Source organism: Paenibacillus sp. LC231, assembly GCF_001860525.1.
Taxonomy (GTDB): Bacteria; Bacillota; Bacilli; order Paenibacillales; family Paenibacillaceae; genus Paenibacillus_AQ.
In genome coordinates, this window is sequence record NZ_JFOM01000006.1 from 208,746 (window position 1) to 230,301 (window position 21,556).

The window sequence follows — 21,556 nt, forward strand, 5'->3', positions numbered from 1 at the left end:
CCTACAATTTCACATTCATTGCCCGATATGTTGATGGCGTATATCCATATCTCTTTCGAAACACAGTATGCAAATAACTTCCGCTTGAGAAGCCTTCGTGAATTGCGATTTTATCAATCGACCAATTGGTATCGATCAGCTTCCTGCATACGGCTTCAAGGCGGACATGCTCCAGTATTTCGCTGAAGGACTGCCCTTCCGCTTGCTCCTTGAATATTCGCTGCAGCTGTCTTGAACTGATATGCAGTTTCTCCGCGACGTCATCCAATACAACCTCTCCCGAAGAGTTCGCATGAATATACTCCAGTGCCAATTGATAGCGGTAAGCCTTCATATCCCGTGAAGGCAGTTCCGCTTCCGATGGCTCGGATTCATATGCGCGTACAGCTCGCAGCAATATTTGAATAATGCACTGCTTAATCGTTGTATACAGACCCGAATACTTCTCTTGAGAAGCCTGATAAGCTTCAAGGAAATAAGGCATCGCACGATGGATATCCATCGTTGGCTTCAGCGGTAAATCTCTCAGCTTCTCCATACAGTCATCGGCTTCCGCCATTTCCCATGGATCCGAAGGAGGCAGTGCCGGACTCTCAAGATCGGATACCTCATCGCGCGGAATAATGTCCACGTGCAGACATAATTCGTCCATCGGCTCCGCTGCATCCGCCTCCTGATAATGAAGCACATTCGGACCTGTTAGATAAAACATGCCTTCCCGCAGCGCATAAGGCTCTTCTTCCATAATAACAGTCCCCTTGCCGCGGGGTATGAAATGAAATTCATACTCCGCATGCTTGTGGAAGGAGACAATCTTTCCTGGCGGAAAGGTGGTGAGATGAAACCGAAGAACCCGGATCTCATAACGTCCCCAATAGACTCTCAGGTCAAGTCGCTCCAAGGCATCCTGCCGATCTTTCATCAATTCGTATGGAAAATGGTTATTCATCCTGATGCATCATCCCTGTATCTTATACTCTTATGCTTGCAGTTCATCCAAACGAATGGCGCGATGCTCTTTGGCCGAACGGTTGGAGGCTTCCATCAGTTTGGTTAATTCAACCGCATATGCAATATTTTCCTCTGCAATGGTATCTTCTTGAATATGGGAAATCCATTGCTCAAATGCACTTGCACGATTCGCAGGCACCGGAAGCTCAACCCAGGCATCCTTGTACTCTTCTTTTTTCGTTGAACGAATCAGAAGTTTGTTGTCAGGCGTTCCGTACAGAATCGTTCCGTCCGTACCATGAATTTCAATTGTAAATGGCGAGAAGTTGTTTACAAATCCGGCTTCAACCACACCTACAGCTCCCGCAGCCGTAGAAAGCGTAGCAACGGCGTTGTCTTCCACCTCTTTACCCGTAATGTATCCGAAATTCGCATGGACATCAACCGCTTCTTCACCGAGGAACAAGCGTGTCAAATACATCGGATGGCATCCCAGATCGATTAATGCGCCTCCACGGCACTCCTCCAGGTTGTAGAAATGCTCAGGCAGCCAACCGGCAGTCGCGCCATTATGAGATAAGCGTACACGAACGAGTGTTACGGTACCGAGCAGCTCCTGCTGCAATACCTCACGGATTGCCAAGGTATAGCCGTCATTCAGTCGGGGTAGCGATACCGTGAATTTGACTTGGTTCTCATTCACGGCGTTGATGATATCGTTGACCTCTTGCAAGGTGGCCGCAATTACTTTTTCCGTGAAAATGTGTTTGCCTGCCGCCGCAGCTTTCAACATGACTTCTCTATGCATGGATGTCGGAGCATCCACGATCACGGCATCGATATCGTCACTTTGCAGCATGTCGTCCAGGGACTCATAAAAAGGCACGCCTTGCTTCTCTGCAGCTTCTCTTCCCCGCTCCGGATTCTCATCCCATACCGCTACGATTTGAGCATCCGGATGCTCCTGCGCTTGTTTCGTATAATCCCACGCGTGTACATGCCAATAACTAATTTTTCCGATTCTAATCATTCTCGTCACCTCAGTATCTAATATTAAGACATCATGCCATTAATCTATCACACGAACCGCCCGATTCACAGTGTAAAATTGCGACAATCAAGTTAGATATCACGACATGATGGCAAACAAAAACTCCGCCAGTTGACGGAGCAGAATCATCTGAAAACTCACAGTTTCAAGCGTTCTCTTGCAGTTGTGATATGTGCAGTATGATGTTTACCGTGCCAGGCGTACATGCCCGTTGCGTATTCCAGGCTCGTTTTTTGCTGGTTCTCGGGGTGATAGAACGTTCTGAGATAGTCCTCGGTATTCATGATGTTTAATAAAGCGACCCATCTGGCGTGTATGCCATCAATCAAAACGAGTGATGCATCAACGTCCGCCGTCATTGAATCCTGAAGGGCTGCCCACTTCTGCTCGTCATAAGGCTTAATCGTTGGGTTGTCTTCCGTCAAAGCAAGTTTGAACCGGATATAGCTGTTCAAATGACTGTCGGCCAGATGATGAACGACCTGTCGGATGCTCCAGCCTCCATCTCGATATGATAAATCCAGCTGTTCCTGGCTTAGCCCCTGCACGGCAGCCCTCAGTTTCTCCGGCAGGCTCTTAATCTCTTGAATCCAGAGCTCCCTTTGTTCAGGCGTCGATGGCCCTTTCCATTCAAATTGTTCTATCGGGTATCTCAAGTCCATGCTCCCTCACTCCTTGACCATCATTTTTTGAATCATTCGTATAGTAATGATAATAGCATTTTACAACGACCCCATTATATCTTCAATTTCGTTTATTTGACCGTCCGATAGTGGTCCGAAAAGAGCGGCCCCAGTCAATTCCTCCACTTGCTTCCTCGTTTTAAAACCCGGAATCGGGATCGCGACGTGGCTTCTTCCCCAAATCCATGCCAGCGCCCCTTGCACCAAAGTCCGATTTTCACTGGTTAAAATCTCCCGAACCGCCTCAAGTTTAGCCAGAAACGATGGTACCGGTTTACCATCCTTGAAATAGGAAACCCAATCGTGACCGCTCCCCCTTACATCTTGATCACTGAATCTTGAGTCATGATTGAATTTCCCGCTTAAGAGCCCCATAGCCAAAGGTGTATTATTGATGCTTGCTAAACCGTAACGCTCACAGAGGGCAAGCATCTCCTTGTCGTCACTGAGAACATTCAGCACATGTTGGATTGCCGCGGCTTCCGATTTTCGAGCAAACCATTCGGCATTGGCCACATCCCATGTACTCCAGCCATATGTTCGGATCAGCCCATCTTGACGAAGACCGTTCAAGGTATCAATCACCGACTCCACCTCGCCAAGACTTAATCCGCCTACATGAATTTGATAGACATCGATATAATCAGTATCCAGGCGTTGAAGTGATCGCTCGCAAGCGCTCCGAACATAATCCGCTGAAACATTGTGACGAGTGAAAACCTCCTTCGTTGACTCATCATACGTATAACCGAATTTGGTGGCAATCACCGCATCCTGCCGCCTTCCCTTTAACGCTTGGCCAAGGACCCGTTCACTATGGCCCGTTCCGTATACATCTGCAGTATCAAAAAAGTTAACGCCCCGTTCCAACGCAGCGTGAATCCCCGCTATGGATTCGCGTTCATTCACCTCTCCCCATCCATCCGCCAAGCCGTCCAATGTAAATTTCCCACCTATGGCCCAGCAGCCCAGACCGAGCAGACTTACCGATATTTGCGATCTGCCTAACATTCGTTTCATTGTTATATTTCCTCCCTTTTCGAATCAGTTCGTCATCATTATAATAAGGAGAATGGTCTGTGATGAGATCCAATGATAACGAATTTGGAGGAACCAATTAGAGGAGGGATACGGTGTACGGCATTCAGATCGACCGTGAATCTAAACTGACGGTAACCCGTCAGATATGCCAGCAGCTGCGAAGGATCATCGAATCGGGACAACTGACAGCCGGAACTCGTCTGCTTCCTACGCGCGTTCTGGCAAAAGAATGGGGGATTGCGCGCAATGTCGTCATTGAGGTATATGAGCAGCTGCGGCTGAAGGATATCTGGAGGGGCGTGTAGGCTCCGGCACCTATGTAGCGGAAGGTATCATCCCCGTTCCCAATCCGCGTACCGCTCCCTCTTCGAGCAAGCAGCCGTTCCAAAGGCAGATAACCACTCAGCATGAACACGTCATTGATTTTGCCACGGGCGTTCCCGATCGGAACATGTTTCCACGACACATCTGGGCCAAGTATTTGAAAGCAGCCTCTGAATCTTCCGAATATGAAGACCATGATTACGGTCACATCAAAGGGGATTCGACTCTGCGATCTGCGATCTGCGACTATGTATTCCGGGCTAAAGGCATCCAATGCTCACCCGAACAAATTGTGATTGTGTCCGGTGCCACTGAAGGGTTCCTTCTCCTTGCCAAATCGTTATCTTCCAAGTTTCATTCCATCTATATCGAAGACCCGACAATCGATATTACCCGGGATATTTTTCAGACGATGAACTATAATCTTGTTCCGGTCGAGGTTGATCCTAGCGGAATGCGCGTCGACGTCTTGTCGAGTATCGCTCCTGGTCATCTGGTTTTATTAACGCCATCACATCAGTTTCCAACCGGCACCGTATTATCCATTCAGCGCAGGCATCAGATCATTGGGATGCTGGAGGAAGCCGACTCTTTCGCTATCGAGGATGATTATGACAGCGAGTTCCGGCTTCGAGGGATCCCTGTGCCTCCTCTACAGACGCTGTCGCCTTCAAGAGTTATCTATGTAGGAACTTTCAGCAAGACGCTGTCGCCCAGCCTTCGGATCGGATTTATGATTGTACCACCGAGTCTAACCGATGCCGTTGCCGAAATGAAAGATAAATTGAATTTACATACTCCGTACATCATTCAAAAAGCATTAAGCCAATTCATGTTGGATGGGTATCTGGAACGGCATATCCATACGATGAAGAAAATGTACAAGAAGCGGCGTAATGTCATGACGGAGCAGCTTCAGCACTTATTCGGAGCGGATATTTCCATTCTCGGCGATGATGCGGGAATGCATCTTCAGATTATTTTCCATTCACAGCCCTACGCCCTTCTTCCATGGAATGACACGACCTCTTACGGGTTCCGTGTTGAGCCTGTATCGAATTACAGAATCTCATCCTCCAGCCCTCTCCGTTCAACCGACATCGTGTTAGGATATGGGAACCTGTCATCCGAAGAAATCGAGGAAGGATTACGCCGACTTTACTTGTTTGCTTCCTCTTGCAAGACACTCGCTTGAATATTGACATGTTATAGATTTTATATGGATTCATGCTTTCACCCACTACATCAAAAAAATGGCTCGTCCGCTGTATGGGAACCGAGCCATTTCTGTTTTATCCAGGAATTCGATGTCAAACTCCCTCAATCCGTTCAAAATTACGCAGCGTCCGAAGTGCATTCCATGTCAGAATGCCCTTCCATTCCTCCTTGGCCAACGGCCATACCTCTTCGTACTGGTACCAGCTCCAATTGGGCTCCCAGGCACCATCTTCCCCTTGATTCCCTATAAGCTCATCCAGTTCCAGCGGAAGAAGCTCGTGGTATTTAGCAAAATAGGGCGAATCCGGCGAATCCATAATGCTGAGGGGCGTTGCTCCATATCCCTCGCGGCTGCCAGGATCCCTGCTTATGCAATGATCCATGAAGACCTCAAGTGTTTCTCCGATCTCGGACGCCTGTTCTGTTGACAATCTTTCGTTCATACGCAAATAACAAAACAATTCATGCATTTCATGAAGATCGCTGGATTGTTTCAGGTAGTTCACAGCATAATCAATCCTTGATTCCAAAAACTCCAAAGGGTATAGCTCCCGATAGTCGATAAAATAGGCGATAATATCCGCATTCGGATTTCCCCAATGATCTTTGAAGGCACCATACTGCCACCATATCGCCCTCGGAGACTGCTCGGCTTCCTTAGGGATGATATCCCACCCTGACCGTTCTGGCACATAGGAATGCTCGAGATACTTTAAAGCGGATATCACCCGTTCGTTCCGCTCCGGATGATTTGGATTCAACCGAAGAATCTCCAGCGCCCTGGTTGTTGCCAGAGCAGATGACTCTTTGCACCGAAGATCAGGCTCAAGTCCATGACCATATCCACCGTCCTCGTTCTGGTAGCTGTCCAGCTCAGTCAACACGTCCGTAAACGACCCGTTCTCGAAATCATACCGGAACAATGACCGTTCAAGATCCCTGGCCTGGTGCAGCATATATTGCCTGGCTTGTTCAAATCGCATCCTGTTTAGCTTCTTCACTTGGGTTCCAACTCCTCGTAGAAAGTGATTCGGTTGCCAAATGGATCCGTGACACATAGCTCTTTGCTGTTCCATGGTGCAATCTCTATTCCGGGTCTGGAATACGGGTAGTTCTGGTTTAACAGCTGTTTGTGAAACCCCTCAATCCCCGCCATCTCCACGCGAATGGCTGCTCCCGGGGAACAGTCACCGTAATGCTCCGTCAAATGAATCGTTACCGATTCCTTTGATATTTGCATGTAAAGCGGTGCCGTTTCATCAAAGCGGTGTTCCCAATCCAAAGTAAAACCAAGATAGTGAATATAGAATTCCCTTGCCTTCGGTTCATCGAACACTCTGAATAAAGGTATGACTTTGCTCATGGTCTGCCCCTAACTACACCTGTATTTTTTCTAACTCGTTATGTATGCGCTGCCGTTGACTTATTTAGAATATATCATAATTTCCGCCAGGCTCGTCCTAAATCTAAAAACCCAGCACAGATCCATACATCCACATTGCTGGGCCATCTTTTGCAAGTATTCATTTTATTTATCATTATTCATTCCTGGTCACTTTGGCTAACTTCTTGGCCTTCTCGCGTTTAATACGACTCCACACCAGCAAAACGACAAATGAACTGGCCAGGCAAATGAAGATCACTTTCAAATAATGCTCCACCACGTTCAGAATGTACTGCCACTGCTCGCCGAATATAAAACCAATGCTGAAAAAAGCCAATACCCATGCAGCCACGCCCGTATATCCATACAGCCACACCGTCCGATAGGGAACCCGAATCATGCCGATAAAATACCCGATAAACTGCCTGACCCCGGGTATGAAAAAACAAATAATGAGCAGCTTATTTCCATACTTGTTGTAATAGGCCTGCGTCTTCTCTACAAGGGACGGCTTGATAAACAGCCATTTTCCATATCGCTCGATAAGCGGCATCCCGAGCTTGTATCCAAGGATATAGGTAATGGTTAACCCCATGGCCGCTCCCATAAAAGCAGATCCAACTGCAGGAACCATATCGATAATTCCTTTATAGGTTAAAAAACCGGTATAGGTCAATGTGCTGTTTCCAGGAGGAATTGGAAGAGCAATAAAATCAAGGGGGAGCCCAATCAATAACACTAGATAACCATATTGTTCAAATAACTGCTCAACCAATTCAAACAAATTCATGGGGAAAACTCCTTCATCTTACCGATAACTGTCATAGTAGTGTTGCAGCGTTTCATTCACATAAACTTCTCTGTTCAGGACCTCGTAGGGCACCGGATTCACCTCTTCAGACCATTCACGGGAAAAGCGCTGATTCTGCTGTATATCCATCAGTCTTGTCAGGACCAGCAAAGCCGAATCTTTATGCGTGTTCAAGGCGGCCTGTCGTTTCATCTCTTGCAATAAGGACGGACTCTTAATTAATGTCAGCAGTTGGTGCTTCAATTCACCGGCCATAGCCTGCCGTGCCACACCTATTCCAACCAGATAATCCGCATTATCCTGTTCTTGGCCTGGCAAGGGTTTTACTAACAGCATCGGCCGCTCCATCGTTAACGCCTCGGAAATCGTGAGTCCTCCCGGTTTTGTCACCATCAGGTCCGCTATCGCCATCAATTCATGCATGCGATCCACATAACCCATAACAGTGATTTGCGGATGACCTGCAAACTCCTCGAGCAGTGCTTGATATAACTTCATATTACGGCCGCACACGACCATAAACCGAACGTCCTTTGGGTATGCCCTTGATTTCAAGAGCTCGATAATTTCTTTATCGATCATCCCTTCTCCGCCGCCCATGATCAACACAACCTGCTCGGATGGACGCAAGCCATAATGAGCTCGGAGCCGTCCGGAATCCATTGGCTGGCTATACAGCGGATTGACGGGGATGCCGGTTACAGAAATCTTTTCGCTTGGCACGCCTTTGCGCTCCAACGCAACCTGTACCACATCGGAACCAACCATGTAATAATCCGTATGGGCGTGTATCCAGTAGCTGTGATCCGTATGGTCCGTCATGACGGTTGCCGTCGGCACATTGGTAAAGCCCATCCCTTTCAGCAGAGACATCCCTGCTGCTGCCGGCGGAAACGTACTGACCACGATAGCCGGATTTTCCGTTTCCAGCATCGTGCTGAGTTTGTGAAGACTGAAGGTGCTGAAGCGTTTCAGCATATGGATGAGCGTGTTTTCCTCGCGCGTTTTTTGGAATAAATAGCCGTAAACGGATGGGAAATGCTTCATCCACTGCACAAAGAAAAACTGACCGGCCACATGCAGCCGTGGATGGGTTAACTCCATATAATCAATGACTTTAACGCGCAGATGAGGGTAGTTTCTTTTTGCTGATTCCACAATGGCCTTTGATGCCTGGTTGTGACCCTCTCCCAGACTTCCGGTTAATATGATGATTTTTTGCTCATATATGGATCTCATGAATATTACTCCTTATCTAACGTTATGTGATTCCAATGACATGCATCAGGTAAACGACCAGCCATCCTGAACCCAATCCAATCAGACTGCCTGCCAGACAATCCGTCGGGTAATGATATCCCCAATAAATACGGGATAGACCGACCAGCACAGCCAGGATAAGCAGCAGTATCGTTGGCAGCGGTGATACCAGAAACAGGAGTGGTGTAATGACTGCAAAGATCGCTGTGGTATGTCCTGACGGGAAGGAATAGTCCTTCAATGGGAAATTTCCGATCTTCACCTGCTCCAGAACCCGGAATGGGCGATCTCTTCTGACGATCTTCTTGATGAGGACAACAATCAGATGGCTAACGGTTAAAGCAATGGCACTCTGATATGCCGTTATGTCCCATGCTTCAAACGCTGCCCAGGCGATGAGCAGTGCACTCAGAATCGTGAAGGTGGCTCCACCGAGATGGGTGATACCTCCGAACAACCGATCAAAAGCTCTGTTGCTGATGGTCTGGTTACACCAGACGAATACCCGATGATCGAATCTCCGCAATCGCTCTATCATTACTCTTCACCTGCCGTTACATCCGTCGATTCTTGTGGACCCTGCACAACAGGGACCTCCGCACGTTTCTTCTTGCGGTTCTTGATAAGACGCACTGTCAGCCAGATCCCTCCTATCAGAGCACCTACAGACAGTAGAATGATCGTAAGTTCGCCGTCCACCATATGCTCTGCAGCACGCCCGTACACGTAGAACAGAATACCTACGGTATAGAACTTCACGGCACGCCCGAGGGCTGCGTAACTGAGTAGTTTCCATAAAGGATAACTCATACAGCCGGAGAGGATGGTGAAGATTTTGAACGGAATCGGCGTAAACGCACCGACAAGAATAGCGGCTTCCCCATGCTTGGTGAACAATGTGGTGGCCGAATCGTACCATTTTTTCTTCATGATCTTGGTTAAGACCAAATTTCCGGAAACCTTGCCGATTCCATAACCAATCGGCGTTCCGATCAGGCAGCCGACAAATCCGATCGTGGCAAGCCAGATCGCACGGTCTGGACTCAATGCACTCAAAGACAATTGCGAGAAAAGAGCCGGAATCGGAAAAATAATCGCATCGATCATAGCATGAATAAATAATCCGATATCGCCTAAATTACGTAAAAAATCCATCTGGCCTTGTCTCCTCTGCTAGGCTTCCTACTTGGCAGCCCGTATGCTGTGCGATATCGTTGGTTACATTTAAAATCGAAATCATGCGTTCACATTCCTCTCCGAAATCATGTTAATGAAAGGATATCATGATTGGAGAAGGATGACTTCCGTCTTCAGACGATAATGAACCTAGACTTAGGTCTAGATACTAATAGTAGATATAATATAGTAGATATAGTATAAACGAGTTTTATGATCAATAAGTTGAGTTTATAACCATTTGGACCAAAAACAAAAAAACAGCTTAGCCGCAATGTGCGGCCAGGCTGCCAAAATCTAAGATCATGAACTATTCAAATTGACAAATTTGCGGGACTTCTCGGACCGAGTTCACCACATGATCGGCCTGCGATAAGTCCTGATTCCCCGAATTCGGGTTCACGAAGCCGATGCATTTCATGCCAGCCGCCTTCGCTGCAGCAACGCCGTGCCTTGCATCCTCAAGCACCATGCAATGCTCCGGATCCACACCGAGCAATTCAGCCGCCTTCAGATATACATCCGGCGCGGGTTTTCCCTTCTCCACTTCTTCACCGCTCACAACGCATTTAAAATGATCCAGGAGATCAAACTTACGCAAAACGGCCGAAATAAATACAGGTGGCGATGAAGATGCAATAGCCGCCGGTATGTTTCGTGCTTTAAGCTCCGCAAGGAGCTCCCGTATGCCATCAATAGGCTCCATTTCCCGCGAAGTAAGCATTTCAATTTTATTGGACAATTGGTATTCAATGATTTCCGAGACGGATTGGGTAAGCTGATGTTCATTTTTAATGGCTGCCCACATCTCCGGATTGGTCATACCTACATACTGCTCCAGCTGTTCATGGGTTATCGCCGATCCGTAATAGTTCATCACCTGAATATCGACTTCAAAGTGAAGCGGTTCACTGTCAATAATAACCCCATCCATGTCAAAAATAAATGCCTGTATCATGTTCAAACTCCTTTGATGAAATGTTTTTAGTTAACGCCAGATTATATCGAGTAACGTTCCCAGCACTCCGGTTTTATGGCCTCTGAGAACATCGGGATTGAATACTTCTACGAAGCCGCATCGGGTGCAGGATACAAAGAGATCACGCAAATGAAATGATATCGTGCAGCTCCATAAGGGAATGAATCTCATATTTAGGTTGAATGGCTGTCGGGTTTGCCTTGCGCAGCGGGTTATACCAGCAGGTGTCGATCCCGTAACGAATACCTCCTTGTATATCGGAAGTTAATGAATCACCAACAATAAGAACCTCGCTCTTGTCGGGATGGTTCAACTTATCAAAGGCATAATCGAATATGCCTTCATGAGGCTTTTGGGACCCTGCATCCTCTGAAACAATGATGCATTCAAAGGAATCGCATAACGACGATCGGCTAATACGGTTAAACTGCACCTCCTTAATTCCGTTCGTAATGATCGCCATTCGTTGACCGCGCTCGGTCAGTTGTCTGCACAGCTCTTCCGCCCCTTCCATTAGGAAGGAGCCTTGCCCTAAATATTTTATGTAAACATCGCTAAAGGCATCGGCATCCAAGGCGCACGAAATGCCGTGTTCTGCCAACAGACGCTCAAATCTGGCTGTACGCAATTCACGCTGTGTAACCTTCCCCTGCTCAAAATCACTCCACAACTGCTGATTAATGCGTCTGTAGCTGTCTACGATGGCATCCGTGCACTCCTGATCAATCTCGCCAAATACGCCGGATAACGCAAAAGCCTCCGACTTGGCATAGTCGTATAAGGTTTCATCTGCATCAAATAAAATAACGTTGTAACGCACGGCTGCCCTCCTTACATGCTGCTTACTTATTCCAATCTGGATTGATCATTCATTTCCCGAATCTTTTGCCGTTGTTGGCGCATTAGATGATCCCTGTTACTCTTTACCAGCTCCGTTAGACGAACTAGTATTAACAATAATAATGTAATGATTACCCCTGCTGCTAGTATGAGCATGATCCATTCGTCTATTCCATAGAGTATAAATAAAAGCAATTCTACCAAAATGAAGATTCCTGCACCCAAAGCAAGCTGTTTCATAATACCTCCTTAACTCTCTCTGCGGAGTTTATAGAGATGATGCCGCTCCTGCTCAAGCTCAATTTCGCCCACATACTTAAACCCGCATTTTTGGATTACTTTATTGGAGGCATGATTATGAACGACGGCTAATGCATTCAGCTCGTACTCGCTTGTATTTTGGAACAAAAACTGGATTAATGCCCTTACAGCTTGAGTGGTATATCCCTTATTGTAATGCTGATTCGAGATTCCGTACATAATTTCTCGATTGGGCTGGGGCAGCTCCTCTTTAGGGCCCGTATTGCACCAGCCGATACATTCGTCTGTTTCTTTCAAGACCATGGCTAGTCGCAGACGAAGCTGTCCCACATCCCCGCCGTTTTGAACAGCCTGCAAGAACTGCCGATTCTCCACAATTTCATAGTTGGTTAACCATTCAAGCCGCTGTTCCCTGGGTACATCCCAACCGGGCAGGAACTGTCTGATCTCCGGCTCATGCGTGATCTTAAAGATCGCATCAAGATCTTCCACCAAATATTCCCTGAGTAAGATGTCCTCACATTCAATTGTGAAGGGTATTTCTTGACAATCGTTATTTATCTTGTGCTTCAATTTAGTCCTCCTGGATTAATTCGCTCATATTCCCTGGCCCATGACGGGGGCTATCCATTGATCGGTTCAAGTATAAGTATCATCAGGCTCAACAATTGAGAGGCTTTGAATATTCCTTCCAGCTCAGGCCAAATTCAGCCTCATCTGAATGGTAATCATCTTCTGGTGATCATCTAACGTCGTAATACGGACATCGTAGGGCTCAAAACCAAGTTTATGATAAAAAACAAGCCCTCTGGAATTGGTATTATGGCAGCTAAGATAAAAGCGAGTCATTCCATATTTCTCTTTGGCTATATCCATCATGGTCTGTAACAGCTTCTGCGCGGCTCCCATTCCCCTACGCGACGGAGCAACAATAACATTGCCAAGCCACAGAGATTGATCAATATCCTCATAAAAATTTGCGTAAGCCACTACCTGCCCACTAGATTCTTCAACAATAACCGTGGGATCATATCGATTTTCCAGCAATCTCAAGACTTGCTGCGGAGTCCAAGGGAACTCCGATCTGGGACTCACATAAAACAGCTCCTCCGGCGTCTGAGGAAAGCTGCATATCGTTGATAGATCCTCGTCTGCCAGCGGCCGATGGATGTACATAATATAAGGTCCTCCTTACTTCACATTTCGTGCAATATACATGCCTCTTCCAATCAAGCCTTTCGGATCGTGCTCCACGCGAAGGCCCGCTTCCTGGAATGCCTCGATCAACTCTTTCACGGTAAAGAGCCCCAAGCGATGCTCCTCCGTATAATGCTCGATTCCATGCTCACTTCCAAACAAATACTCGAATCTCATGATCGAAATATCGCCTTCGCGGTCCGAATGGGACATCCTGCTCATATGGATCCCGCGACGCTCGGTCACGATCGTGTCCACTCTTCCGGTTGTCCAGACATCGGGCGTAAGCCAAGGCTCAACCAGAATGACCCCATCCTCGTTCAAATGCTCCTTAAACTGCGTAAGGGTCTGCACCAACAGATCTAACGTTTTCACATACCCGATGGAGCTGAACAGACATAGGATCACATCATATTTCCGGTCCAAGCGAAAACGGGTCATGTCGGCAACCGAATAATGACCATCCGGATTTTTCGACTTCGCGATCGAGACGAATTCCGGATTTAAATCAATACCATCGATCGTATAGTGCTGCTTTAAGAAAAAGGCGTGTTCCGCTGTTCCACAGGCAACGTCGAGTACGGTCCGGTAATCCTTACCCTGTCTTTTAATATATTGCCGGACCTGCTGCGCCTCCTGCTCATAATCCTTAAAGCTGTAAATCACGTCATAATATTTCGACGATAAATCAAACATGGATACACCAACTTTCCGCATAATAAGTAACCTTACCTTCACATCTTTATCAGCAGCCAAATAAGAGTTCGTAAACTAAAAAGACCCTACTTAGATAACATCATCTAAAGCCGGGTATCCGTGCCAGTCATCTTCCATGATTATACAACCGTTCCTCAGTTTGAGTAACCCTTTGTTCAAGGAAGCAGCAGTCTCATGAACATCCATGATTATGGTTGCATGTGCTTACCCTTCGATATGCTTGTGCCTATACCAATAGGAATAGATCTCTTTATACTGAAGACGATCATACAATCGGCTTGCGGCAAAATTATTCTGTACCACCTGTAAATAGCTGCTTGTAGCCCCATGTTTCTTGGCCCAATGCAGAATATGTAACATTAACTGTTTGCCGTACCCACGATTTCGACAGGCCGGAGCGGTAACCAGATCATATATTCCTACATAGCCCTGCTCCAATGCACCAATTCCGCATGCTACAGGTTCAGTACGATCATATAGGATGAAGAATCCATATTGTATCACGGAATAGTTAAACAGCTTTCTTTTTACAGCCTTGTTCTTCTCGGATATTCCGGTTATGTCCGCAAGCACATCCAGCCATTCATCGGTCAGCTTGTCTTCGATCTGAACTTCCTTGTGGGATGGGGACTCCATATCATCCAGGTGAGCCAATACTCGGAGACTGGTAAGATCCAATAAGGTATAACCCCTGGATTCTAAAATAGGATCGAGTTCCTGCGGATTGAATGGTGTGATTTTAAATACGACGTCTAGTCCGGCCTTAACATATAAACGCTCACATTGTTCAATCTGGCTATTAAGGTCGATCGAAGACTCCGTATAGAGAGCTTGAATTGAGTTGGATCTCTTGGTATAGCCGTCTGCAAATCGTAACAGCCATCCCTGTTGTGTCAAGGTTTGGAGCGCTGGCCAAGCGTTTAAGGTAAGCTCCTCGATTCTCTTATGCACGTAAATCACTTCTACAAATATGTTAGGAATAAATATACGTTAATATGGATTTTTATTCAATTAAAAATGTATTCCTTACTCTGAACCAGACCATTCCCCCTGCTTCGTTAGTGGAATTCACCGCCTTATAAACTGAATATAACTGGAACATCTGCGAGTCTTCGTTTCCATATCATATGATCTGCTCCACTCCCCCAATGGTCCTGTAGGACATAATCGGGTTCACCCAGCTTCTTCTTCCATATCTTCTGTGCACGAGAGTATCCGCTATCCAAACAAAATTCCGTCAATCCTTTATTGAGAAGCGTAAGATACATGATGTTTAACATTAGATTTCCGATCCCTTGCTGTTGGCAATCCGGATGAACAAATACCGTTCCGATTTCAACCACATCACGCAATTTCCCATCGGTAGCTTCCCGGATCAATGCAGTGGATGGTCCATACTCGATGCAGCTCACAATGCTGTTATCTAGCAGTCCGATAAGAAAATATCTCTGCTCTCCGTTCGTTTCAAAATCTGCGTTCAAGTACCTATTTTTGCTGTCAATCTCCTGTTCAATATCCTCCAGTAAGTCTGCCAAGCCTTCTTTGGCAAAAGTATCGGTAATTACGAGCCTGAAAAAATGCTCTATGGCTTTTATATCGCCGCGATTTGGTCGCCTGACTTCTACTTGAAGCATGTTAGGCCTCCTTGTAGCTTCAATTACAATAGTCTCACAGATCTTTGGTGTGTTTCATAACATGGGCTTTAACCTCATCCTTTTGTTCATCGGTTAACTGGACAGGTTTCCAAGCATGATCATCAGGGATGTGGATGGTTAGAGGTTGATCAAGCTCCTGCTCGAGATTGTTTGTATCCTCCGTCTGTAGATTTTTCAATCGTTTATGACTCTGATCGTACACCTTTGTTAGAATAAAGTTTCCGTCGCTATCATAATAGTCTTCAATCGCCCGTACTCGCGACAGCGTTGCTCCTCGATTATCTTCATGGTTGGTAATGGAATTCACTTTTTTATAACCTGCAGGCACATAGAATCCACCAGCATTCATTATTGTATTTTCAACAATAAAAGCCTCAACATGCTCTACCTTTTCCCCTTCGCTCTGGCAGGAGCACAAAACTAATACCATCCAAACTATACAGATCCATAAACCAACTCGACGTCTACTCTTCAGAGCTACACCCCCCTATATCCGTAATCAATTGCCAAAAGTGCCTGATACTATTGTTGATCACCTTGTTTTCTCCAGACCGGATCTCCAAAATGATCTTTGCCGCCGTTTCTTTAGCCAGCTTATAATCTTGAAACTCAATATGCCCTTGGCGTAAGGCTTCCTCAAGCTCATCTTCATCTTGAATGAAGAGCCTTCCGTCTGGAAGCACAATAACATCCAGATAGAGATCATCCCAATAAGGGATCCCTTCGTCACTAACTCCATTCACCCTAGAAATATCGATATACCTTTGGATCACTTCACGGTTTTGGTTCAACATCGTAGTCACACAAAAATTGGAATCTAATGGAAACTGCTGAAGCCAAAAGTATCCTTCAGCTGCGAGGCACAATTCTTCGTCTTGATATTGAACAAATAACTTGCGCTCTACCTGATGGAGGCTAAGTAAAGTAACATATCCCTTGAAATCCTGTTCCTCAATCAATACACATTTGAAATCTCTGCTTATAACTCTTCGCCAATCCAGCCTGTCAGCATATTTTCTTTTCACCTTAACCTCCACGCACATGATTTACCGATGATCAATAACGTGTTCAATTCGGCAGCCAAAAGCTCCCATCTCAGGTCGTCTTCATGCGTTATTCCATGCGTTCATTGCGAATTACCATATGTAGGTGGTCTTCCCAGACGCCGTTAATCTTCAAATATTTGATGGCCAGTCCTTCTTCGTAAAAGCCTAATCTTCTCGCTACATTCAACGAAGCTATGTTTCTTGGCATAATGTTAGCTTCCAGCCGGTGCAACCCCATCGTATCAAAACAATAGGCAACCACGGCCCTTAGCGCTTCGGTCATATACCCTTGCCCCGTATGAGCCTTTGCCAGCTTGTATCCCACATGGGCCGATTGAAAGACGCCCCGAACGATATTGCTGATCGCAATCGAACCGATAATCTCATCATCTTTATGCAGCCACACTTTAAACAGAAATCCGTCTGCTATGCTTCGACTCTCCGCTCCCAGTATCTCCGCCTGCTTATCGATGGTATAAAACTCAGCTTCTCTAGCTGGCTCCCATACCTTCCAATGCTCATCGTTCTTGACGATAAAATCCACCACATCCCCTGCCCGATCCCGATCAATCGTCTTCAATTGCAGACGAGAAGTTTGTATCGTTATGGTCATGCGACGCCCCCCTTGAACTACTTAACTAAAATTAGACAATTACCTATCCGTCCCTGGGAATATAATGTTTTAGCTCCGAGCGGGTAATTCCACGGGCTTCCCCCTCTGGAGTCAATCGGTAAGCACGAACACCAACAAAACCAAAATTGTAATTTTGAGTTTCTTCATTTTATTTCCCTAATATTTTCATAGATTAAAATGCCGTTTAACCTCTTCATAGTTCTCCTGAATACTTCTGTTTCCGTCCACGAATATAACCTTGAATCCCCGATCCATGGCGTCCTTGGCCACATATGCCGAAAAACCGATATCTCGTCCCATCCAATTCCGAAAAGCGTCGTCGGGATCATCGCATTGATTCAGAATATCGTGGATCCATTCGCGCTTCGCATAATGCTCCTTCTGGAAATCCGGAACCGGTACGATCCATATTGCCTGATGCGGGCTGGATACCAGCTGTGCTACTTTTTCAGGTAAAAGCGCTGCTCCCTCTACAATGATGGGGGGGCCGGCCGACATGGCCGATATATCATCCACGATCATCGGAAATTCCTCGCGATAAAACTCCAGCTCCTCATGAATCTGCTGCTCAACCGGTCGTGACCATAATGTATTCCAGCCCATATCCTTCAAACGGAACATGGTGGGATGCTCCGACGGATTGCATGCGTTTACGTGCTTCTCGTTGAACAGATCACATTGATAATAGGTGTAGCCGTAATCTTTCGTGATCATTTCGGCAATCGTGGATTTGCCTGAACAAGGGGAACCTCCGATGTATACGTGGGAGTAGTCTTTTTTCTCGTTCATCATCTAATCATGCCCCTCTGTCGTTATCTTTTCTTAACTCGTTTCTAATGTCCAGCAATACGTTCCAGATCGCCCGCAAATATACCACAATGAATAAAAAGCCTACAATCAATATCAATGCGATCATATCCATAATCTCTCCACCTTTGCTGCTCTGACTGGAGACCTCCAATCGACATAGCTCTTCTATGTGTAATCCCTCTTGCCCTCAGGGCTTTTTCGAATCCGGCTGAAAATTCTCGTCCCTTCACAATGGAAAGCATGTAACAGCCTCCTTCGAATCTATTCATCTGAAAATGATGGTTATCGGTTATCTGGCTTCGTTTCCTCTCTAATTATAACTATTCTTTCTGCTAAAAAGTTACGCTAACCTTGCATTCACACCATTGTCCTACATAACGAAAAGAACCGGCATTAACCCCCGGTTCTAGTAAAATTTATGATAGTCATTCTCTCTTGTACCTTGATCTTAGCCTACCACAGCATCCAGTTCTGTCTCTCGCTGTTCGTGTTCGGGAACTAACACCTCAACCACGACTCTAGTCGGTACGCAGATGATCTGCTGGTAGGGTTCCGAGATAAATCCCATATCCAGTGCAATTCGCTTCGGAGCATCCGAGTATATCATCTGGATCCCGTAGTCATACACTTTCAGTGTGTTGTGTCCAAACTTGGTTTTAATATCAATGATACGTTCGTCCGCGGTCAGCGGGACAGTCTCGTATTCTTTGCCATTCACTGTAATCAAAGCCTTGAGTTCTCCCTGCTGGTAATCTACATGGCTATGCTTCCACCACTGCAGTCCCGTGAAGGAGCCAAGGATCAGGATCAAGGCAAACAGGATCATATCTCCGCGTCTTATTCTGGACAACATGTTCCCTCCTCCACATGCACAGTCTTTGGAACCCTAGTATGAACGATGTACGAAACCACCGAAATGAATTTTGTCACATTCGTTATCCATGTGAACAGCTTGTACGACCGAAGGAGCAAGCCGCGAAAGCCTTGATGCAGCTCTCGCTATGGGGCAACCTGCCGGCTGCCCGGAACGGACTCGATCATGTGTTGGAGGCAGTGATTTAATCATAAATTGCTTGAATCACTTCCCTCTTTTCTATCAATACAACTCCGTTGACCTGCATGCACAGATTACATACCGCCCATAGACCCGTGCTCCCTGATAGCACCAATTCCTTCCGACATACGGATGTACATAACGCGAGATGCAATCCTGGCACTTGGCCCGTTGTCCCGCAGGATCACTCGTATACCACCAGCCGGAAGGATAAGGGCATAAGCCTTTACAATCGTCGATCACCGTCTTGGGGGTGCAAATAATATAATCCGACGGACAGGAGGCATCTGCGCCGCAGCCTGAGCAATATTGTCCATGCGGAGGCCGGCAGGGCCCCGCAGCAAACGAGATTTTAACGATATCGTTATCATCGGGACGGACTAATACTTTGGCAAGCGTCTCGGCCGTTTTTTGCGCAAATTTATTCAACAGCGACTTCCGATTCATCTTCCGGGTAACCCGGCTGATCACCACCTGCATCTCTTCGTCCTTGTTCTCCGGCTTCCGCCACATACTCTCACCTCGTCTTAAGAAGCCCTTGATGCTTTCGCGTACGCTTCAAGCTGTTCCCGACTGTTGACCAATCCCTTATGCCTGATCACGCCGTCCATATCCACCGCGTAGGCATAAGGGGTGACCTGCACATCGAGATGATTCGCAAACTCCGAACTAACGATCAGCACCTCATCGTCATAACCTATTTTTCGGACATACTCCGATGCCAAATCCGCGGACGAGAATAGCAAAAGGATGGGTTTCACGTTAGTCATCCTGGCGATCCGCTTAAAATCCGGCAAAATATCGGCGCATTCCTTACACGTCGGCGATCCAAACAGCATGATGGAAGGCGTGCCAATCAGCTCGCTTGTGGACCACTCGGCACCCCGCAGGGTTGTCGTTGTGGCCCCGGGGATTTTATGGCCGACCGGAATACCGGACTGATTCACGCCTCTCGCGGTACCCATCACCATAATCCCCAACTGCCGAAACAGGACCAGGTTCAGAATGACCAAAGGTACAACCAGAATCCACAGCATGGTATATGAAATCCAGAAGAAGGTGTTCATCGCGGCCCCCTTACAACCTTTTTATTTTGGAAATATGAGTTGCTGCAATCTCGCGGTATATTCGGATCGCATGCAGGGCATCCGGAACCCCTATGATGATAAAGAGCGATAGCAGCAGCATCATCCCCTCCATAAGCAGACCGGTGACATCAAATGAGTGGCGATGCGCAAACCAGTTAGGATGGCTGTAGGCCAACCCCATGAGTCCCATCGCCAGATTGAACCCAATTAATGGAAAGCCAAGCTTGGAGCTGATCTGAGGCCCGAGACAGCCGCAGTCCACCCTCCCTTTTTTTCGGATGAAATAAGCGACGCCCACACCCTGAACAAAATAAAGTAAAGAGATGACCAGGAAGCTGAACCGCGATGGAAAACCATATACCATGGTCACTGACAAGACCTGCAGGAGGATGAGCAGCGCATGCAATCGGGCACTTCCGGGGAACCGATCCGTATCACCGAATGCACGGCTCCAGCCAAAGCTCACCACGGACAACAGCATGGGCAGCGTAACGGATATTGCAAGCAAATCATACATGGGCCCATATGCTCCTTTCTCTTCAATAGCTGATGATCCAGATGATGGAACCGATGATCAACAGCATGGAGACCGTTTGCCGCACGGACGAGAGCAGCGTGAGATTGCGCACCCTTTTTTCAAGCATACGGTACACGATGGATCGGATCAGCGGGAGACTGAACACGGTGCCGCGAACGCCTCCAAATGTTGCTCCTGCCAGCAAGCTAAGCCACCATGGAGCCGCGAATAAGGAGACCAGGATATAAGCGTGAAAGAGGACGCCCACCTGCAATGTGATGAAACCCAAGCCCAGAATCTGGCCCCATAATGCCGCCGAACGGTACCCTGCATGCTTGATCCATTCGGAGGGAACGATGAAATTGCCGGATGGGAGAATCCCCGTTTTATGAATGAGCTCCAAGCCCAGGAGTATCGCAAACAGCACCACAATAATATAGTTTTGATATAAACCAACAGGGGTTAATTTCAGCCCAAAATTGATGCATCCGATCGCCAGTCCGGTCATAGCGCCGCCCAGGGTACAAGACACGATGTACACCAGCGCATATTTGGATTTACTGACCTTCGTACCCTCCAGACTGCCTAACACATTCAGCCCACAGGTGGTATCGACGCTGGCTACCGCGGCACCGACGGCAAATATAAAGAGCAATATCGACAGCAAGCCATGCCACCTCCCCGTCATCCCTAAATGAACCCTTCACTCCTTCATCTTATGAGTGACAGCCTGTCGATTATTTATACAAATATCCGATCCATTGGGTATGCTCCTACATGGCTATTTCATTGAGAATAAAAGAAACCGTCCATGGATAATCTCCAAAGACGGTTTGGATTTATGCAAGCATGCTCGCTG

Annotated in this window: 31 protein-coding genes; 3 read left to right on the forward strand and 28 right to left on the reverse strand. The window is 46.9% G+C overall.

The annotated features are described in order from the left end of the window. Position 1: 1 nt before the first annotated feature. From AK95_RS03830 to AK95_RS03845, 4 genes are all read right to left on the reverse strand, one after another. Complete coding sequence (locus AK95_RS03830) at positions 2-949, reverse strand: AraC family transcriptional regulator (protein WP_071218627.1); 948 nt, start codon at positions 947-949, stop codon at positions 2-4. Between the two features lie 30 nt (positions 950-979). Further along, positions 980-1,981, reverse strand: coding sequence for a Gfo/Idh/MocA family protein (locus AK95_RS03835; protein WP_071218629.1), 1,002 nt, complete (start codon positions 1,979-1,981; stop codon positions 980-982). A 158-nt stretch (positions 1,982-2,139) separates the two neighbouring features. Then, positions 2,140-2,664 (reverse strand): YfiT family bacillithiol transferase, encoded by a 525-nt coding sequence (locus tag AK95_RS03840; RefSeq protein WP_071218630.1) that lies wholly within the window; start codon positions 2,662-2,664, stop codon positions 2,140-2,142. Between the two features lie 60 nt (positions 2,665-2,724). Further along, a complete protein-coding gene (locus AK95_RS03845; protein ID WP_071218632.1) occupies positions 2,725-3,705 on the reverse strand; it encodes an aldo/keto reductase in 981 nt (326 codons plus the stop codon). A 113-nt stretch (positions 3,706-3,818) separates the two neighbouring features. On the opposite strand from AK95_RS03845, the gene AK95_RS34700 reads away from it, so the two are divergent. Beyond that, positions 3,819-4,031, forward strand: coding sequence for a GntR family transcriptional regulator (locus AK95_RS34700; RefSeq protein WP_235612978.1), 213 nt, complete (start codon positions 3,819-3,821; stop codon positions 4,029-4,031). A gap of 29 nt (positions 4,032-4,060) precedes the next feature. Continuing rightward, entirely contained in the window at positions 4,061-5,245 is a 1,185-nt protein-coding gene (gene pdxR, locus AK95_RS03850; RefSeq protein WP_481855808.1) for a MocR-like pyridoxine biosynthesis transcription factor PdxR, read from the forward strand. A gap of 115 nt (positions 5,246-5,360) precedes the next feature. On the opposite strand, the gene AK95_RS03855 is transcribed toward pdxR, so the two are convergent. The 20 genes from AK95_RS03855 to AK95_RS03950 all read right to left on the reverse strand — a co-directional run bounded on the left by AK95_RS03855 (position 5,361) and on the right by AK95_RS03950 (position 18,891). Next, the gene (locus tag AK95_RS03855; RefSeq protein ID WP_071218633.1) at positions 5,361-6,269 is read right to left on the reverse strand and encodes a hypothetical protein; all 909 of its coding nucleotides are present in this window, start codon (positions 6,267-6,269) and stop codon (positions 5,361-5,363) included. Continuing rightward, positions 6,266-6,631, reverse strand: a complete 366-nt coding sequence (locus AK95_RS03860) for a glyoxalase superfamily protein (RefSeq protein WP_071218635.1) — start codon at positions 6,629-6,631, stop codon at positions 6,266-6,268. The genes AK95_RS03855 and AK95_RS03860 overlap by 4 nt, the downstream gene beginning before the upstream one ends. A gap of 175 nt (positions 6,632-6,806) precedes the next feature. Next, positions 6,807-7,442: a DedA family protein gene (locus tag AK95_RS03865; RefSeq protein ID WP_071218637.1), complete on the reverse strand. Its 636-nt coding sequence runs from the start codon at positions 7,440-7,442 to the stop codon at positions 6,807-6,809. A gap of 18 nt (positions 7,443-7,460) precedes the next feature. Then, complete coding sequence (locus tag AK95_RS03870) at positions 7,461-8,702, reverse strand: MGDG synthase family glycosyltransferase (protein ID WP_071218638.1); 1,242 nt, start codon at positions 8,700-8,702, stop codon at positions 7,461-7,463. A 22-nt stretch (positions 8,703-8,724) separates the two neighbouring features. Continuing rightward, complete coding sequence (locus AK95_RS03875) at positions 8,725-9,261, reverse strand: phosphatase PAP2 family protein (protein ID WP_071218639.1); 537 nt, start codon at positions 9,259-9,261, stop codon at positions 8,725-8,727. Then, the gene (locus tag AK95_RS03880) at positions 9,261-9,878 is read right to left on the reverse strand and encodes a YqaA family protein (protein ID WP_071218640.1); all 618 of its coding nucleotides are present in this window, start codon (positions 9,876-9,878) and stop codon (positions 9,261-9,263) included. Before AK95_RS03880 ends, AK95_RS03875 begins: the two co-directional genes overlap by 1 nt. Positions 9,879-10,209: 331 nt before the next feature. Then, positions 10,210-10,857: an HAD family hydrolase gene (locus tag AK95_RS03885; protein WP_071218641.1), complete on the reverse strand. Its 648-nt coding sequence runs from the start codon at positions 10,855-10,857 to the stop codon at positions 10,210-10,212. A 142-nt stretch (positions 10,858-10,999) separates the two neighbouring features. Beyond that, positions 11,000-11,698, reverse strand: a complete 699-nt coding sequence (locus AK95_RS03890; RefSeq protein ID WP_071218642.1) for a YjjG family noncanonical pyrimidine nucleotidase — start codon at positions 11,696-11,698, stop codon at positions 11,000-11,002. 26 nt (positions 11,699-11,724) lie between these two features. Then, positions 11,725-11,958: a hypothetical protein gene (locus tag AK95_RS03895; protein WP_071218643.1), complete on the reverse strand. Its 234-nt coding sequence runs from the start codon at positions 11,956-11,958 to the stop codon at positions 11,725-11,727. Positions 11,959-11,967: 9 nt separating this feature from the next. Then, the gene (locus tag AK95_RS03900) at positions 11,968-12,552 is read right to left on the reverse strand and encodes a GNAT family N-acetyltransferase (protein ID WP_162487520.1); all 585 of its coding nucleotides are present in this window, start codon (positions 12,550-12,552) and stop codon (positions 11,968-11,970) included. 123 nt (positions 12,553-12,675) lie between these two features. After that, complete coding sequence (locus AK95_RS03905) at positions 12,676-13,155, reverse strand: GNAT family N-acetyltransferase (RefSeq protein WP_071218644.1); 480 nt, start codon at positions 13,153-13,155, stop codon at positions 12,676-12,678. Between the two features lie 15 nt (positions 13,156-13,170). After that, complete coding sequence (locus AK95_RS03910) at positions 13,171-13,893, reverse strand: class I SAM-dependent DNA methyltransferase (RefSeq protein WP_071218645.1); 723 nt, start codon at positions 13,891-13,893, stop codon at positions 13,171-13,173. 204 nt (positions 13,894-14,097) lie between these two features. Beyond that, a complete protein-coding gene (locus AK95_RS03915) occupies positions 14,098-14,844 on the reverse strand; it encodes a GNAT family N-acetyltransferase (RefSeq protein WP_071218646.1) in 747 nt (248 codons plus the stop codon). Between the two features lie 125 nt (positions 14,845-14,969). Continuing rightward, positions 14,970-15,527, reverse strand: a complete 558-nt coding sequence (locus AK95_RS03920) for a GNAT family N-acetyltransferase (protein WP_071218647.1) — start codon at positions 15,525-15,527, stop codon at positions 14,970-14,972. A gap of 34 nt (positions 15,528-15,561) precedes the next feature. After that, positions 15,562-15,978 (reverse strand): hypothetical protein, encoded by a 417-nt coding sequence (locus tag AK95_RS03925; RefSeq protein WP_071218648.1) that lies wholly within the window; start codon positions 15,976-15,978, stop codon positions 15,562-15,564. A gap of 34 nt (positions 15,979-16,012) precedes the next feature. After that, positions 16,013-16,573, reverse strand: coding sequence for a ribonuclease FAU-1 family protein (locus AK95_RS03930; protein WP_071218649.1), 561 nt, complete (start codon positions 16,571-16,573; stop codon positions 16,013-16,015). Positions 16,574-16,661: 88 nt separating this feature from the next. Beyond that, positions 16,662-17,207: a GNAT family N-acetyltransferase gene (locus tag AK95_RS03935; RefSeq protein WP_071218650.1), complete on the reverse strand. Its 546-nt coding sequence runs from the start codon at positions 17,205-17,207 to the stop codon at positions 16,662-16,664. Positions 17,208-17,393: 186 nt separating this feature from the next. Then, positions 17,394-18,020, reverse strand: a complete 627-nt coding sequence (locus AK95_RS03940; RefSeq protein WP_071218651.1) for a hypothetical protein — start codon at positions 18,018-18,020, stop codon at positions 17,394-17,396. A gap of 4 nt (positions 18,021-18,024) precedes the next feature. Continuing rightward, positions 18,025-18,150 (reverse strand): hypothetical protein, encoded by a 126-nt coding sequence (locus AK95_RS35090; RefSeq protein WP_260065605.1) that lies wholly within the window; start codon positions 18,148-18,150, stop codon positions 18,025-18,027. A 336-nt stretch (positions 18,151-18,486) separates the two neighbouring features. Continuing rightward, complete coding sequence (locus tag AK95_RS03950; RefSeq protein WP_235612982.1) at positions 18,487-18,891, reverse strand: NusG domain II-containing protein; 405 nt, start codon at positions 18,889-18,891, stop codon at positions 18,487-18,489. Positions 18,892-18,929: 38 nt separating this feature from the next. Here AK95_RS03950 and AK95_RS34020 point away from each other — a divergent pair, with 38 nt between their 5' ends. Next, positions 18,930-19,100: a hypothetical protein gene (locus tag AK95_RS34020; protein WP_162487521.1), complete on the forward strand. Its 171-nt coding sequence runs from the start codon at positions 18,930-18,932 to the stop codon at positions 19,098-19,100. Positions 19,101-19,134: 34 nt separating this feature from the next. On the opposite strand, the gene AK95_RS03955 is transcribed toward AK95_RS34020, so the two are convergent. The 4 genes from AK95_RS03955 to AK95_RS03970 are packed head-to-tail and all read right to left on the reverse strand — an operon-like array spanning position 19,135 to position 21,364. Next, the gene (locus AK95_RS03955; RefSeq protein WP_071218653.1) at positions 19,135-19,605 is read right to left on the reverse strand and encodes a hypothetical protein; all 471 of its coding nucleotides are present in this window, start codon (positions 19,603-19,605) and stop codon (positions 19,135-19,137) included. Positions 19,606-19,619: 14 nt separating this feature from the next. Next, a complete protein-coding gene (locus AK95_RS03960) occupies positions 19,620-20,159 on the reverse strand; it encodes a thioredoxin domain-containing protein (protein WP_071218654.1) in 540 nt (179 codons plus the stop codon). A gap of 10 nt (positions 20,160-20,169) precedes the next feature. Then, positions 20,170-20,697 (reverse strand): MauE/DoxX family redox-associated membrane protein, encoded by a 528-nt coding sequence (locus AK95_RS03965; RefSeq protein WP_071218655.1) that lies wholly within the window; start codon positions 20,695-20,697, stop codon positions 20,170-20,172. 22 nt (positions 20,698-20,719) lie between these two features. Further along, on the reverse strand, positions 20,720-21,364 hold the full coding sequence (locus AK95_RS03970; protein ID WP_071218656.1) for a hypothetical protein: 645 nt from the start codon (positions 21,362-21,364) through the stop codon (positions 20,720-20,722). Positions 21,365-21,556: the final 192 nt, after the last annotated feature.